This window comes from Mesorhizobium sp. MC2-1-1, assembly GCF_057597255.1.
The window spans coordinates 231,193-245,621 of the sequence record NZ_CP195205.1; the positions used below are offsets into that span (position 1 = coordinate 231,193).

At 60.8% G+C, this 14,429-nt stretch carries 11 protein-coding genes; 4 read left to right on the plus strand and 7 right to left on the minus strand.

Going from position 1 to position 14,429, the window contains the following annotated elements:
• The first annotated feature begins 270 nt into the window (after positions 1-270).
• The 3 genes from ACR64R_RS01085 to ACR64R_RS01095 are packed head-to-tail and all read left to right on the plus strand — an operon-like array spanning position 271 to position 3,028.
• Complete coding sequence (locus ACR64R_RS01085; RefSeq protein ID WP_487359854.1) at positions 271-1,566, plus strand: methyltransferase domain-containing protein; 1,296 nt, start codon at positions 271-273, stop codon at positions 1,564-1,566.
• Positions 1,563-2,378, plus strand: a complete 816-nt coding sequence (locus ACR64R_RS01090; RefSeq protein ID WP_487359855.1) for a sugar phosphate nucleotidyltransferase — start codon at positions 1,563-1,565, stop codon at positions 2,376-2,378. Before ACR64R_RS01085 ends, ACR64R_RS01090 begins: the two co-directional genes overlap by 4 nt.
• A complete protein-coding gene (locus ACR64R_RS01095) occupies positions 2,375-3,028 on the plus strand; it encodes a PIG-L deacetylase family protein (RefSeq protein WP_487359856.1) in 654 nt (217 codons plus the stop codon). Before ACR64R_RS01090 ends, ACR64R_RS01095 begins: the two co-directional genes overlap by 4 nt.
• 74 nt (positions 3,029-3,102) lie before the next feature.
• On the opposite strand, the gene ACR64R_RS01100 is transcribed toward ACR64R_RS01095, so the two are convergent.
• The 3 genes from ACR64R_RS01100 to ACR64R_RS01110 form a co-directional block, all read right to left on the minus strand.
• Positions 3,103-4,461, minus strand: coding sequence for a glutamate-1-semialdehyde 2,1-aminomutase (locus ACR64R_RS01100; RefSeq protein WP_487359857.1), 1,359 nt, complete (start codon positions 4,459-4,461; stop codon positions 3,103-3,105).
• Positions 4,462-4,687: 226 nt separating this feature from the next.
• A complete protein-coding gene (locus ACR64R_RS01105; RefSeq protein WP_487359858.1) occupies positions 4,688-5,443 on the minus strand; it encodes a LuxR C-terminal-related transcriptional regulator in 756 nt (251 codons plus the stop codon).
• 623 nt (positions 5,444-6,066) lie between these two features.
• Positions 6,067-6,285, minus strand: a complete 219-nt coding sequence (locus ACR64R_RS01110) for a hypothetical protein (RefSeq protein WP_487359859.1) — start codon at positions 6,283-6,285, stop codon at positions 6,067-6,069.
• A 470-nt stretch (positions 6,286-6,755) separates the two neighbouring features.
• On the opposite strand from ACR64R_RS01110, the gene ACR64R_RS01115 reads away from it, so the two are divergent.
• Positions 6,756-8,177, plus strand: coding sequence for a hypothetical protein (locus ACR64R_RS01115; RefSeq protein WP_487359860.1), 1,422 nt, complete (start codon positions 6,756-6,758; stop codon positions 8,175-8,177).
• Positions 8,178-8,196: 19 nt separating this feature from the next.
• On the opposite strand, the gene adhP is transcribed toward ACR64R_RS01115, so the two are convergent.
• From adhP to ACR64R_RS01135, 4 genes are read right to left on the minus strand one after another with little or no spacing between them, the layout of a single operon-like run.
• The gene (gene adhP / locus ACR64R_RS01120; protein WP_487359861.1) at positions 8,197-9,231 is read right to left on the minus strand and encodes an alcohol dehydrogenase AdhP; all 1,035 of its coding nucleotides are present in this window, start codon (positions 9,229-9,231) and stop codon (positions 8,197-8,199) included.
• Positions 9,232-9,254: 23 nt separating this feature from the next.
• The gene (locus ACR64R_RS01125; protein ID WP_487359862.1) at positions 9,255-10,367 is read right to left on the minus strand and encodes an ABC transporter permease; all 1,113 of its coding nucleotides are present in this window, start codon (positions 10,365-10,367) and stop codon (positions 9,255-9,257) included.
• A complete protein-coding gene (gene rbbA, locus ACR64R_RS01130) occupies positions 10,367-13,159 on the minus strand; it encodes a ribosome-associated ATPase/putative transporter RbbA (RefSeq protein WP_487359863.1) in 2,793 nt (930 codons plus the stop codon). Before rbbA ends, ACR64R_RS01125 begins: the two co-directional genes overlap by 1 nt.
• Complete coding sequence (locus ACR64R_RS01135) at positions 13,156-14,223, minus strand: HlyD family secretion protein (RefSeq protein ID WP_487359864.1); 1,068 nt, start codon at positions 14,221-14,223, stop codon at positions 13,156-13,158. Before ACR64R_RS01135 ends, rbbA begins: the two co-directional genes overlap by 4 nt.
• Positions 14,224-14,429: the final 206 nt, after the last annotated feature.

Here is a 14,429-nt window from a genome sequence, read left to right on the forward strand (position 1 = left end):
ACTGACCGGAAGAGCTACCTAAGCGTTAGACGGCATCATCGATAGCGGTATGCCGGATAGGCGATCCTACTCATTCGGTTTGCCTGGTGGCGCCATTGCCTCACCCACTTGCCCTTTAAGGATTAAGGCAGCCGACGCATTGGCAAATCGAACTCGAAGGCGCACCGCCTTAGGCTTCCGTAACATTCCAGGGAGGCGAGGCGGCAGCAGGTTCATCGTCAGACCACCTCGCCTCCACCTTTCTTCAGCCAGGCGGACAAGGAGCAGCTAATGAACATTCAAGCCGTCGAAGTCGTCCGCGATCAAAACGCGATACACCGCGGTGTCGGCTGCAGGCTTTGTGGTTCGCGTCTGCGGCATCCGCTGGTCGATCTCGGAATGTCACCGCCTTGCGAGAGCTTTCTACGGGCCGACCAGCTGGACCAGATGGAATTATACTATCCCCTTAACGTCCTGGTTTGCGACACCTGCTATCTGGTGCAGCTCAAGGAGTACATGAGCCCCGAAACCATCTTCAGCGAGTACGCATATTTCTCTTCTTTCTCGACAAGTTGGGTGGCTCACGCGAAAGCCTATTGCGAGGCGATCACAACACGTCTCGGCCTTGGCTCCGGCAGCCTGGCGGTGGAGCTTGCCAGCAACGACGGCTATCTGCTCCAGCACTTCCAGCCGCTCGGTGTTCCTGTTCTTGGTGTAGAGCCGGCCGCCAATGTTGCGCGCGCTGCGCTTGAGAAAGGCGTGCCGACCAGGATCGATTTCTTCGGGGTTCGCCTGGCTCTCCAGATGGTGGCCGAAGGCCTGCGCGCCGACCTCATCATCGGCAACAACGTTCTGGCGCAGGTGCCGGACCTCAACGACTTTGTCGCCGGAATGAAGGTCCTGCTCAACCCGGAAGGTGTCGTCACCCTCGAGTTCCCGCACATCGAACGACTGATGGCCGAGAACCAGTTCGACACAATCTACCATGAGCACTTTTCATACTTCTCGTTGTTGACCATCGATCTGATGGCCAGTCGCCACGGACTGCGGCTGATCGACGTCGAGGAATTGCCGACCCATGGCGGCTCGCTACGCGTCTATCTCGCCAACGAGGAAAGCAGTTGGACCGTAAACGACCGCGTTGGCCAACTGCTCGACCGTGAAAAGCGACATGGGCTGACGGAGATGGCGACCTACGCCTCTTTCGGCGAGAAGGCTCAGCGCGCGAAGCGGGACCTGCTTGCATTCCTGATCTCGGCCAAGAACGAAGGGAAGAAGATTTGCGGCTATGGCGCGCCCGGCAAAGGCAACACGCTGCTCAACTACTGCGCAATCGGCCCTGATTTCCTCGACTTCACGGTCGATCGAAACCCCTACAAGCACGGTCGTTTCACGCCCGGCATGCACATCCCGATCAGACCGATCGACGCGATCGACCATGCCAAGCCGGACTACATCCTCATCCTTCCATGGAACTTGAAGGACGAAATCATCAGGCAGATGCATCACGTCGCCGGCTGGGGCGCGAAATTCGTGGTGCCAATTCCCTTCGTGACAGTGATCGATCCATCGGAGTTGCCGAGATGAAAGTCGTCCTTTTCTGTGGTGGCCGCGGCACGCGCATTCGCGACTATTCGGACAGCATACCGAAACCGATGATTCCGCTCGGGCATCAGCCGATCCTGCGCCACGTGATGCAGTGGTACAGCGAATACGGACATGATGAGTTTGTCCTCTGCCTCGGCTACAAGGCCAACGCCATCAAGGACTTTTTCTTGAACACCAGACCGCAGACCTTTTCTGACTGCGTCGTCACGCAAGGCGGTCGGGATGTTAAGCTGCTCGGTGACACTCCAAAGGACTGGAGCATTACCCTGCTCGACACGGGCATCTGGCGCAACATTGGCGAGCGACTTTGGGCCGCCAGGGAGCATGTCAGGAATGAGAGGATGTTCCTGGCCAACTACTCTGACGGCTTGACCAACGTAGATCTCGACGACGTAATCGCGAAATTCGAGGCAAGCGGCAAGATTGGCTGCTTCCTCGCCGTGAGGGCGCCCCTGACATATCACCTGGCCGATATCGCGGAAGATGGCCGTGTGCGTGAGTTCCGCACGACGGATACGTCCGAGATCTGGATCAATGGTGGGTACTTCGTGTTCCGGCCGGAAATCTTCGACTACATGCGCGACGGCGAGGAACTTGTCGTCGAGCCGTTCAAGCGACTGATCGATGACAACATGCTGATGGCTTACAAACACGAAGGGTTCTGGCGCTCGATGGATACGCTGCGCGATTGGCAATCGCTCGAGGACATGGTCGAAAAAGGCGACATGCCCTGGAACCGCAAGATCGTGGCCGAGAAGATCAAGCGCGGCATGGTGATGGCTGCATCATGAAGGGGCTTGGCCTCGCGCGCCGAGGGGAGCAACTCTCCGTCCTGTGCTTGGGAGCCCATTCCGACGACATCGAAATAGGCGCCGGAGGTACGATACTCACCCTGATCGCTTCAGGAGTGAAACTCGACGTCCATTGGTGCGTGTTGAGCGGCGGCGGTCAGCGATCCGCTGAGGCCAGGGCATCGGCCGAGGCCTTCCTCGAAGGATCGAACGCGTCCAAGGTAGAGGTTGCGGATTTTGAAGACAGCTACTTCCCAGTCCATAGCCGATCGATAAAACACTGGTTGATCGATGTGAGGTCACGGGTCAATCCCGACATAGTGCTCACACACGCCAGGTTCGATGCCCATCAGGACCATCGGGAAGTCAATCAGCTGACTTGGAACGTCTTCCGCGACCATCTGGTGCTCGAGTATGAGATACCGAAGTGGGATGGCGACCTCGGTCAGCCGAATGCATATGTTCCGCTTACGGCCGACGTGCTGGAACGCAAGGTTGAACTTCTCCATCAGCACTTCGGGACGCAACGTTCCAAGGATTGGTTCGACCGTGACACATTCGCGGGGCTTGCCAGACTGCGCGGAATGGAATGTAGGGCGCCCGAGCATTTCGCCGAAGCGTTCACAGTAAGAAAAGCCAAGCTTTTCTAATCCGGCGCTCGATACGGTTCTGTCAATTTGGGGGTTTCCCAATTCGCGCGCGGGGAAGCCGCACGCTATTCGGCTTAGCTCGCCGCCGCGGAAATCCGCACCTCGCCGCCCTCGTTAAATCGCCGGAAGACTACCTGGGACGGGCGTCCGACCAGGAACCGGTCTGTCCCCGATTCCAAAGCCTGCGCATACACGGCCAATGCGCTGTCAACTGCCTCTATGGTCTTGGAGATCGCGGTGTTGTCGTGGGTATAGCTGACAACCAGAGATGGCATCAGTACCCCGCGTTTGATCGTTTCCTGGAGAAAAAGCGACCGGTATGCCTGCGACGGCTTGCCGTTGGGGTCAAGCGTGGCAAATGCCAGGCAACAGGGGCGGCCGACAACCTTGAAGTGGCTATCCACGCCGTGCCGACGGGCAGCCTCCGTAATTCCCTCCTTGAGCTTTGTCCCTTGAACGTGAAGGTGCTCGATGACAGGCTCGCTCTGATATGTTCGCATGGTCGCTATGGCTGCCGCGAGCGCATGGGTCTCGGCGCCGTGCGTGGTTGACAGCAGAAATACCCTCGGGCGGTCCGTATGCTCCAGGCCGCCAAGCCGCATGTATTCGCGCTTGCCTGCCAAGGCAGAGACCGAGAAGCCATTGCCAAGTGCCTTGCCGAACGTCGTCAAGTCCGGTTCGATGCCATAGAGTTTCTGGGCTCCGGCGGCATGCCATCGGAATCCGGTTATCATCTCGTCGAGGATGAGCAGCGCCCCTTTTTCCCTGCAAAGCCGCTGAACCTCGTGCAGGAAGCCGTCTGCCGGGTCATCGCCGCGGGACGGCTCGAGGATCAAGGCTGCGAGCTTGCCCGGATATCGATCGAACAGATCTCTTACACTGGCGATGTCGTTGTAACGAAAGGTGACGGTGAGATTTCGGACCACCTCCGGAATGCCGGCATTCATCGGTGTCGTTCCGATGAACCAATCGTCCGTCGAGAAGAATGGATGATCGGCGCAGCAGGCCACGAGGTCGCGGCCCGTATATGCGCGGGCAAGGCGCACCGCTCCGGATGTCGCATCCGAGCCATCCTTGCAGAACTTTACCATCTGCGCGCCGATAAGCTCCAGAAACGTCTCGGCGCAGTCGACTTCGATCCTTGCTGGTCGCGTGAAATTGGAACCGCCACTCAACGCTGCCTCAACCGCTCTCAGCACGGTCGGGTAGGCATGCCCGAGTCCAACGGACCGGTTGCCCATGCCATATTCGATGTATTCGTTGCCGTCGACGTCCCAGACATGGCACCCGAGACCATGTTCGATAAAACCCGGCGCCAGAACAGGATACTGGTCGTCGCCCTTGGCGTAAGTGTGGCACCCACCCGGGACCAATCGGCGCGCGCGATCCTGCAAGCGGATGGATTTGCGGAAACGAAGATCCTGCTCGGACATCTATGACACTCCAGCCTCTCGGAAAGTCTACATGTCTGGTTCAGAATTTCTCGATCACCATAAGGCTGCGGATTAGCACTTATGGTGGATAACAGAGACTGTATTGGCGATCATCAATGGTGCAAACAAGGCGCCCACCACCGGCGAAATAGCCAAATGGCGAGGACAGTCCGCACAATACTACGGCCCGCCGGGAAGGCTCCCTGGCGGGCTGTCTGAACCGTTATTATTCTGCGCCGGGAGCGCCGTCTCCGAAAAGGTCGTTGACCTTGTAAGCGACCTCAGTCCTGTTGGTCGCCTTCAGCTTCTTCATGATGTTCCGGATGTGAACCTTCACGGTGCTTTCGCGCAAGTTAAGTTCGTAAGCTATGATTTTGTTAGCCTTCCCGCGCCGAAGCGCCTGAGCCACTTCAGCTTGGCGGTGCGTAAACATAGTCGTCAACGGACGCGCGTCGCGGCTGCCTGAATCGATCAGATGCCGCATGGCCAACACGCTGCTGGCCGGTACAAAGATGCCGCCGGCAGCTGCAAGGTTGACGGCTTCAACGCAGACGTCGATGCCGACGGAAGTCGGAATGTATCCACGCGCGCCGCATTCAAGGGCCGCCAAGATCTGGCCAAGGTCGTCAGTGTCGGAAAGAAGTACTACCGCAACCGATTTGAACTCAGATGAGATGAGCCTTATCTCATCCGCAATGCAGTGATCGGTAACTTTGCGACCGCCAAGATTGAATAGAATTGCGGCCAGTGGCGGGTGGCGGTCCCTGTTTCTGCGCCATTCTTCGATCGTGCCCATAGCGGCAACGGCCATGCCAAGATCATGATCCTCAAGGGCCGAAGCAAGACACTCGCGGTCCAAGGCCCTCCCGTCTAAAATAAGCAGGCACCCTTTGTCTGCTTTTTCATCACCCCTTACAGCGTTCGACGAAATTTCAGGTTGATTTGTCGAAGCGAAATTATGCAGTTCGATTGCAGAACTCATACCCGTACCCCAACTTTTGCCCAACGAGACCGCCTTCGTGACGGCCGACATAGCCCCTCAAATTCACAGGTTTATTGAAGTTTTCTGATTAACCCCTCGCGAAGGCCCTGCCGGACTTCTCCAGCTAGAGCGCTCATCGTCTCTCCCCTTTGCCACCTAGAATTGAGTAATTTATGCTTCTCAAACCGGTGCTAATTTAGGTTAACTTTTTGATAATTTTTTGTTCCCGCGATTTCTAGAAAGGCTCGAATCGGTTCCGCTGCAAATGTGGGTGGCCGGTTTGGATCGGTTCGGGCCAGGCGAGCAGTTCCTGATGCCGCAGCCATCACGCTCATCCTATAGGCGGAAGCTGGCCCGGTAGACCTCTGCGGTGTTTCACCCCAAAGGCTTCCTTGACGACATGCATTTCTCAGGTCGAACATCGGGCTTGCCAGCGTCTGCCCGGGCTTACGCGGTCTGTCTGCGGATAAAGCGAAGACAGGGTAGGGGAGCCACTCGCCCGCCCCAGTGGCTCCCCTATCGCTTTTGAATCGGGCGACACACCATCAAGGTAGAAAATAGCAATCCGCCTGCCAGCGTGGCTGACAGGCGGATAGACGCTGGTAGAATTGAAGCTCTAGGCCTCAGGCGTTTCCCTGAGGGTCTGTCTCGCTCAGCCAGCGGCCGCCGGTTTCATCGCCGAGGGTCAAGGCTTCGAAGGCGTCGATCAGCTTCTTGGCGGCCCTGTTGGCAACGTGGGTTTCAGGGTACCTAGCGGTCACAGACCGCGCCAACTCATAGATTTCCTTGAGTTGCTTCACCTGCTTTGGACCAAATGCGCTACGTACAACCGGGGTGGTCATACTGCTTATCCTCCTCCTTCTGGAACTTCTAGAGAACCCACCCCGTTATCCAGAACTCCCATTAGTCTCCATTTAACACGACGTTTTTCGATTGTAAGCAGATACGTGCCCGCAAACTGTGTATAAGTGGCAGGCTCACCGCCGTCGAGGCGTTCTTTAGTGTGCCCTCGCCAATTAGCCGTTTGCAGGAAGGAGTAGGCCGGGATCGAAAAGTGCCCGCCGCTCGAACGCGCATGTCTCTCCGCAGAAGCGGACACCATCGGCAACCGGCTCAATGACCTATCTCTGCCTCACCTGTCTCAGCACCGCTGCGCTATGGGACGTGCCGCGCAAGACGGCTTGCTGTGGGATCCAGGACTACGCCATTTGGCTCTCTTGCCCGAGGTACGTCGCTGTCGAAAGATGGATCATCGAGTAGCGTCATTCGTCAACATCGCCGCGACCAACCGAAGGCGGAGGACCGATCAGCAATGCAGGTTTCCTTGCCGGGTCTGCTGGTATGCGCAGCTGTTCTGGCCATTGCTTACTATTCGCGTGGAATGCTGATTATCGGGCTGATTGCTTCGCAGGCGTTCGGCGCTACGGCCGTCATGACCCTCACCTTCTTGGGTGGGTCGTCGCCCCTCATCTATACCTTATTCGAGGCTCTGTTGATCGCCGCCGTCGCCGCGAGACGGCGTATATGGTTCGACCTCGGGAGCGTGTTCGGTAGCATCCGCACAGTCTGGATTCTCGCGAGCCTGATGGTTTACGCGATGATCGGAGCGTGGCTGTTCCCAAGGTTCTTTGCCGGGCAGACAACCGTCTTTGTCCAGTCCAAGATGCGCGGCGCCGTGGTGGAAGCCTCGCTGGCCCCGGTTTCGGGCAATATCTCTCAGGCGGGCTACTTCATTCTCGGCGGGCTCACAACGGTGGCGCTATGCACTCTCCTGCTGCACGCGGACAGGATCGACCAACTGCGCCGCGGTTTCCTCTTGTGGTGCAGCCTGCATGCCGGCATGGGATTGATCGATTTTGTGGGCAAGAGTACAGGCTTGGGTGACGTGCTTGCCCCGATCAGAACTGCCAACTACGTGATAATAAACGGTGCTTACGAGGCCGGTTTCGCACGCATTACAGGACCGTTCTCCGAGGCTTCTTCGTTCGCAGCCGCGTCTCTGGCTTGCCTGGCATTCAGCTACACGTACTGGAGAATGGCCAAGTCGCGTCTTGCTCGGTGGCTGTCGGGCATCCTGCTTTTTCTGATCATTCTCTCGACGTCTTCCACGGCCTATGTCGGCCTCGTTTTGCTGTGCATCCCGGTCGCCCTATCGATGTCGGCATCGGTTCTCCGGGGAAAGATCGAGCGGGAAGAGGTGCTGATTGCCGTCCTCATGGTGATGGGCGTGGTCACTGTTATGGGTATCAGTCTCTACCGCGCCGACGCGCTGGATCCCCTCGTCAGGCTTGTCAACAGCACGATCATCAACAAGGCCGATTCCGCCTCGGGGCATGAGCGGACCTATTGGAATGTCAAAAGCCTGCAGTCCTTCGTCGACACCAGCGGACTTGGAGTTGGGTTCGGCAGCTCGAGGGCATCAAGCTGGCCGATTGCAGTTCTGTCCCAGCTCGGTTTCTTCGGGTCGCTGATGATGGCGATGCTACTTGGTGTTCTGGCGAGGGGATTGAGCGGGGTGCAACAATGGGTGGCGCCTGAGAAAGCTGCGGTCGTGACGAGCATCAGGAACGCCTCGTTGGCCGGGATAATAGCAAACTCGGTATCCGGCGGTAGCGCCGACCCCGGCATCCTCTTCTTCGTTGCTCTCGCGGTCGTTTCCGCCACGAGGGTCAGCGCCTTGCGTATGGCGACGAGTTATGAGCGGGGCAATCGAGCGGCTGAACTCGCGTTTTGAAGTTGCAGCCGCTTGTGCCTCAGGCCTCCTTTTCGAAGTCGATGACGATACGGCCCTGGATGTCGCCCTTGTGCATGCGCGAGAAGATGTCGTTGATGTTCTCGAGCTGCTCGGTCGCGATCGTCGCCTTGACCTTCCCATCCCTCGCGAAGTCCAGGGCTTCCTGCAGGTCGAGCCGGGTCCCGACGATTGAACCGCGGACGGTCACGCCGTTGAGCACGGTATCGAAGATCGACAGTGGGAAGTCGCCTGGAGGCAAGCCATTGAGCGATACCGTTCCTCCGCGGCCGACCATTCCGAGCGCCTGCTCGAATGCTTTCGGCGACACGGCGGTGACCAGAACTCCCTGAGCGCCTCCGACCTCCTTCTTGACGAAGGCGGCGGGATCGGCCAATCGCGCGTTAACGGCCAGCGCGGCGCCGAGGCTTTTGGCGAGATCGAGCTTCGCATCGTCGATGTCCACGGCGATGACGTTCAGCCCCATGGCCTTGGCATATTGGACCGCCAGGTGACCGAGGCCGCCGATGCCCGAGATCACCACCCAGTCGCCAGGCTTGGTGTCCGTGACCTTGAGGCCCTTGTAGACGGTGACGCCCGCGCACAGGATCGGCGCGATATCCGTGAATGATACATTATCCGGCAGATGACCGACATAGTTGGGATCGGCAAGGACGTATTCGGCAAAGCTGCCGTTCACTGAATAACCAGTGTTTTGCTGCTCCTCGCAAAGCGTTTCCCATCCGCCCAGGCAGTGTCTGCAGTGGCCGCAGGCGGTATAGAGCCAAGGCACGCCGACGCGGTCGCCTTCCTTGATATGTCTGACGCCCGATCCGACCGCCACGACGTGCCCGACACCCTCGTGGCCGGGAATGAAGGGAGGCTTGGGCTTCACCGGCCAATCGCCTTCGGCGGCATGCAGGTCGGTGTGGCATACGCCGGTGGCGGCGATCTTGACGAGGATCTGGCCGGCTCCAGGCGTTGGCACCGGAACCTCCTCGATCACGAGGGGCTTGCCGAACTGGCGAACGACGGCGGCTTTCATAGTCTTGGCCATGGGATACTCCTGGGGGTGGGCGGTTACTTCAGGAACTGACGGAAGCGGCGGAGCGAGAAGGCGAACAGGAGCGCGCTGATGACCAGCAGCGCCGCGAGCTGCGGCCACACGACATCGAGGCCCGCGCCGCGGAAGAGCACGGCCTGTGCCAGCATGACGAAATGTGTGTTGGGCGCTGCGGACATGATGATCTGGATGGCCAAGGGCATGCTCTCTCGCGGCGTGACGCCGCCGGACAGCACCTGCAGGGGCAGGAGGACCATCATCAGCAGCAGGCCGAATTGCGGCATGGATCCGGCGACCGTGGCAAGGAAGATCCCCAGGCAGGTCATGGCGACGATGTCGAGCGCCGCGCCCACCATGAACAGCGTGATCGATCCGTTGATCGGAACCGACAGCAACCCCTGGATGACGAACACGAGCGCGAGGCCCGACGCCAACAGAACCACGACGCCCATCGACCAGATCTTGCTCGTCATGATTTCGAAGGGGGTCACTGGCATGACCAGGAGATGTTCTATCGTTCCGTGCTCGCGCTCGCGGATCAGCGCTGCGCCGGTGAGCACGATCGACAGCATCGTGATGGAGGAGATGGCGTTGGTGATGGCGCCAAACCAGCCCTTGTTGAGCTCGGGATTGAATCGCGCCCTTAGGTCGAGGTCGACAGGGAGCGACGTCTCGGAGCGGTAGCGGCTCAGGAACTCGCTCACTTCTCCGGACACGATCGACTGGACGTAGCCCCCGCCGGTAAAGGCCTGCGACATGCGGGTGGCGTCGATGTTGAGCTGGACCGTTGGCGATCGGCCGGCCAGGAGATCGCGCTGGAAGTTCGGCGGGATATCCAGCGCGAATGTGTCCATGCCTGAGTCCATGCGGCTGTCCATCTCCGACTGGGAGATAAGCCGCGGCGCGGTGAAATAGGGTGGGTAGAATGCCGTGACGATACGCGATGATACCGGCGACTGGTCCTCGTCGACGATGGCGATCGGGGCGCGATTGAGCGTCTCGGGCATCGCCTTGGAGGCGGTGTAGATGGCTGCGGTGAATGCGTAGACGATCAGCACCAGCATCATCGGGTCCCGGGCGAGACCGCGCAGTTCCTTGACGCCGAGATTGTATATGTTGGCAATGCGCATCAGCGGGCCTGTTTTCTCAAGAAAGCCGCTCCGAGGCCGAGCAGCACCGGGATTGCGACAAGCAGCGGAACATACGCGCCGGACAGGTCGGCGAAGCTGAGCGCCTTGGAGAAGACGCCGCGCGAGATCGTCACGAAATAGGTTGTCGGATAGATCCGGCCGATGAACGCGCCAGCGCCCTGGAGGGACGACACCGGGTCGATCATGCCCGAATATTGGGTGGCGGGGATCATGGTGATCAGCGCGGTTCCGAAGATCGCCGCGATCTGGCTGCTCATGAAGGTCGACAGAAAGAGCCCGATTGCCGTCGTAGCCACGACATAGAGAAGCGCCGCGGCGGCGAAAGCCGGAAGGCTGCCGGTCAACGGTACGCCAAAGATGAAGACGGCGGCGACCGTCAGCAGCACGAAGTTCAGCATCGCCAGGGCAACGTAGGGGATCTGCTTGCCTATCAGGAATTCCAGCCGGGTGACCGGCGTGACGTAGAAATTGATGATCGAGCCGAGCTCCTTCTCCCGCACCACGCTCAGCACGGCGAGCATCGCCGGGATCAGCAGCAGGAGCATCGGGATAACCGCCGGGACGATGGCATCGAGACTGCGGACGTCGGGGTTGTAGCGGTAGCGGATGTCGAGCTGGAATCCGCTGGCGGTGGCGGCGTCGCCATAGATTTCGCGCGCCTTCTGTGTCAGCCAGGCGGCATGCATTCCCGAAACATAGCCTTGCACCGTTTCGGCCCGTGTCGGCATGGCGCCGTCGATCCAGGCGCCGACCGTGACGTGGCGCCCGCGCGCGAGGTCGCGTCCGAAGCCGGGCGGAATTTCAATGGCGAGGCCGAGCTCCCCGTCCTCCATGCGCCGGTCGAGATCGGCATAGTCGGTGATCGGCGCCTTTTCGGTGAAGTAGCGCGAGCCGGCGATCTGCAGCACATAGTCCCGGCTGATCGTCGTGTCGTCGCGGTCGAGGACGGCGAAGGAAAGGTTCTCGACATCCATGTTGATGCCGTAGCCGACGACGAACATCAGGATCAGGCTGCCGACGGTGGCCAGCGTGGCGCGGATCGGATCGCGCAACAGTTCAAGGGCCTCCCGCCGCGTGTACGCGAACATGCGGCGCAGATCGAAAAAGCGGCGGCCGGCTCCGCTCTTTCCGGAGCGGCTGACCGACGCCTCCGGCGCTTCCGGGACCGCCACTTTCCCGCCGGCTGCGTCCGGCGTCTCGGCTTGTGCGCCGGTCGCCTCCTCCAGATATCCGACAAAGGCTTCCTCCAGCGTCGCCGCCGATCGCCCTTTGACGATTGCGTCCGGTGTGTCGCTGACCAGCACCTTGCCGGCGTGCATGAGCGAGATGCGATCGCAGCGTTCCGCTTCATTCATGAAATGCGTTGACACGAAGATGGTCACGTTACGCTTGCGGGACAGGTCGGCGAGAATCCGCCAGAACCCATCGCGGGCAACCGGGTCGACGCCGGAGGTCGGCTCGTCGAGGATCAGCATCTCCGGAGAGTGGATCATCGCCACCGCCAGCGACAGCCGTTGGCGGATGCCGAGCGGGAGCGCATCGGGCAGCGTGTCGACATTGTCCGTCAGGCCGAATTGCTGCGCGACCTCCTCGACCCGGGACGGGATCACGGCATCGGCCATGCCGAAGAGGCGTGCATGGAGCTCGAGATTTTGCCGGACCGTCAGTTCCGAATAGAGCGAGAAGCCTTGCGACATGTAGCCGACGCGCCGCCGCACCTCGATGTCGCGGGGGTCGATCTCGCGTCCGAACAACCGTGCCTTGCCCTCCGATGGCTCAAGCAGCCCGGTCAGCATCTTCATCGTGGTCGTCTTGCCGCAGCCGTTCGATCCGAGGAATCCGAAAATTTCGCCGCGGCCGATACGGAAGCTCACATTGTCGACGGCGGTAAAATCGCCGAAGCGCATCGTGAGGTGCTCAGCCTCAATCGCGGATACGGCGTCCGCGTCGGCGGGCCGCGGCGGGATTACCACCGTCTCATGGCTGTCCCGCTTCTCCGGCGGGAGAAGGGCTATGAAGGCGGCGTCCAGGTCGGGCGCGCCGGTCCTGTGGAGCAGGTCGGCTGGGGTTCCGGTGGCGAGCACCCGGCCTGCGTCCATGGCCACCAGCCAGTCGAAGCGCGAGGCCTCCTCCATATAGGCCGTGGCGACGACGACGCTCATGCCTTCACGGCTCTTGCGGATATCGCCGATCAGTTCCCAGAACTGGCGTCGCGACAACGGGTCGACGCCGGTGGTCGGCTCGTCGAGGATCAGGAGGTCCGGATCGTGGATGAGGGCGCAGCAAAGGCCGAGCTTCTGCTTCATGCCGCCCGAAAGCTTGCCGGCCTGCCGATCGGCGAAAGGCGCGAGGCCGGTGCGCTTCAGAAGCTCGCCGATGCGGCGCTCGCGTTCGCGCCGGTCATGCCCGAACAGGCGGCCGAAAAAGTCGATGTTGTCGAAGACCGACAGTGTCGGATAGAGGTTCTTGCCGAGGCCTTGCGGCATATAGGCGATCCGGGGGTAGGCACCCTGTCTGTGGCGCAGATCGGCCATGTCGCCGCCCAGCACCTCGATATGCCCCTGCTGTATCGTTCGCGCCCCGGCGACCAAGGAAAGCAGGCTGGATTTGCCGACGCCGTCCGGGCCGATCAGGCCGACCATGCAGCCGGCGGGGAAGTCCAATGTTATGGCATCGAGAGCCCTGACCTTTCCGTAGGCGTGAGCGACATTCTCCAACCGCGCGACATGGCTTGACGGAAAGGCCTCGCCGGCATCCGGCCGCGCATTCATTGCACGAGCTTTCCCTTGAGACCGGCCGGCCATTCGGCCTGCGGGTCGAGCCGCACATAAGCCACGCCGGGCAGGCCGGTCTTGACCTGCTGGATATATTTGCGCAGCAGCTCCGGCGAGATGTGCGCCTTGATCCGGAACATGAGTTTCAGGCGCTCCTCCTCCGTCTCGACCGTCTTGGGCGTGAACTGCGCGACGTCCGCGACGAAGGTCACCTTGGCGGGGATGATGTATTGCGGCGCGGCGTCGAGCACGAGACGGACGTCGGAGCCGATCGCGACGCGTCCAGCCTGCGCGGTCGACAGGAAGAAGGTCATGTAGACATCGCCGAGGTCGACGAGGTTTAGCACGCGTCCGCCGCCCGCCAGCACCTCGCCGGGTTCCGCCACACGGTATTGGATGCGCCCGTCGCGCGGCGATTGCAGCGTGGCGTCGGCGATATCGGCATCGATGCTTTCGATCGCGGCCTGCGCGGCATCGACCGCGGCCCTCGCATCGACCACTTGCGCCCGCGCGGCGTTGATGGCCGCGTCGCTGGCGGCGAGCTGTGCCTGCGCCGCGGCAACGGCGGCCTTGGCGCTCCGCTCGGCCGCGCGGTCGTTGTCCAGAACCTGTTGCGAGACGGTGTTGTTGACGGCGAGCTGCTGGGAGCGCGCCAGGGTCCGATCGGCGGCGTCGAGTTCGGCGGCGCGTTGCTCCACGACAGCGGCGGCGGCCGTCTTTTCGGCTTCGCGTTGCGTCACCAGGCTGCCGGCGGTCTCTACCCCGATCGTCGCGCGCTGAAGCTGCGCCTCGGCCTGGCGGCGCTGCGCCTCGAGCTGCGCGGTGTCCATGCGGGCCAGCACCTGGCCGGCCTTGACGAAATCGCCCTCGCCGACAAGGATTTCCTTGATCCGACCCGCTGCCTTCGTCGAGACGTCGATTTCGACGGCCTCGATGCGGCCGTTGCCGCTGGCTATGCCTTCCGGCAGCTGTCCGTCCTTGGACCGCTGCCACGCATAGTAACCGGCTGCTCCGAGGACGATCAGGCCGCCGAGGATCAGCCATCGCGGGGAAGTCCTCATGACCGGCCTCCGGCGTTGCGCGACGCGTCAGAAACGGCTGGCGCCTGCCTGGCCGCTTCGCCACGAATGGGTTGCCGCAGCGCAATCCCCCTCCGCCAGACGCCGATCCGTTCGGCGCTCAAGGTAAAGCCGTTCATGTCAGGGACTCCGTTCAAGTTGCCGGGGCAGACCAAAACAGAGACAGCCTATGCCAACCTTGATCCACA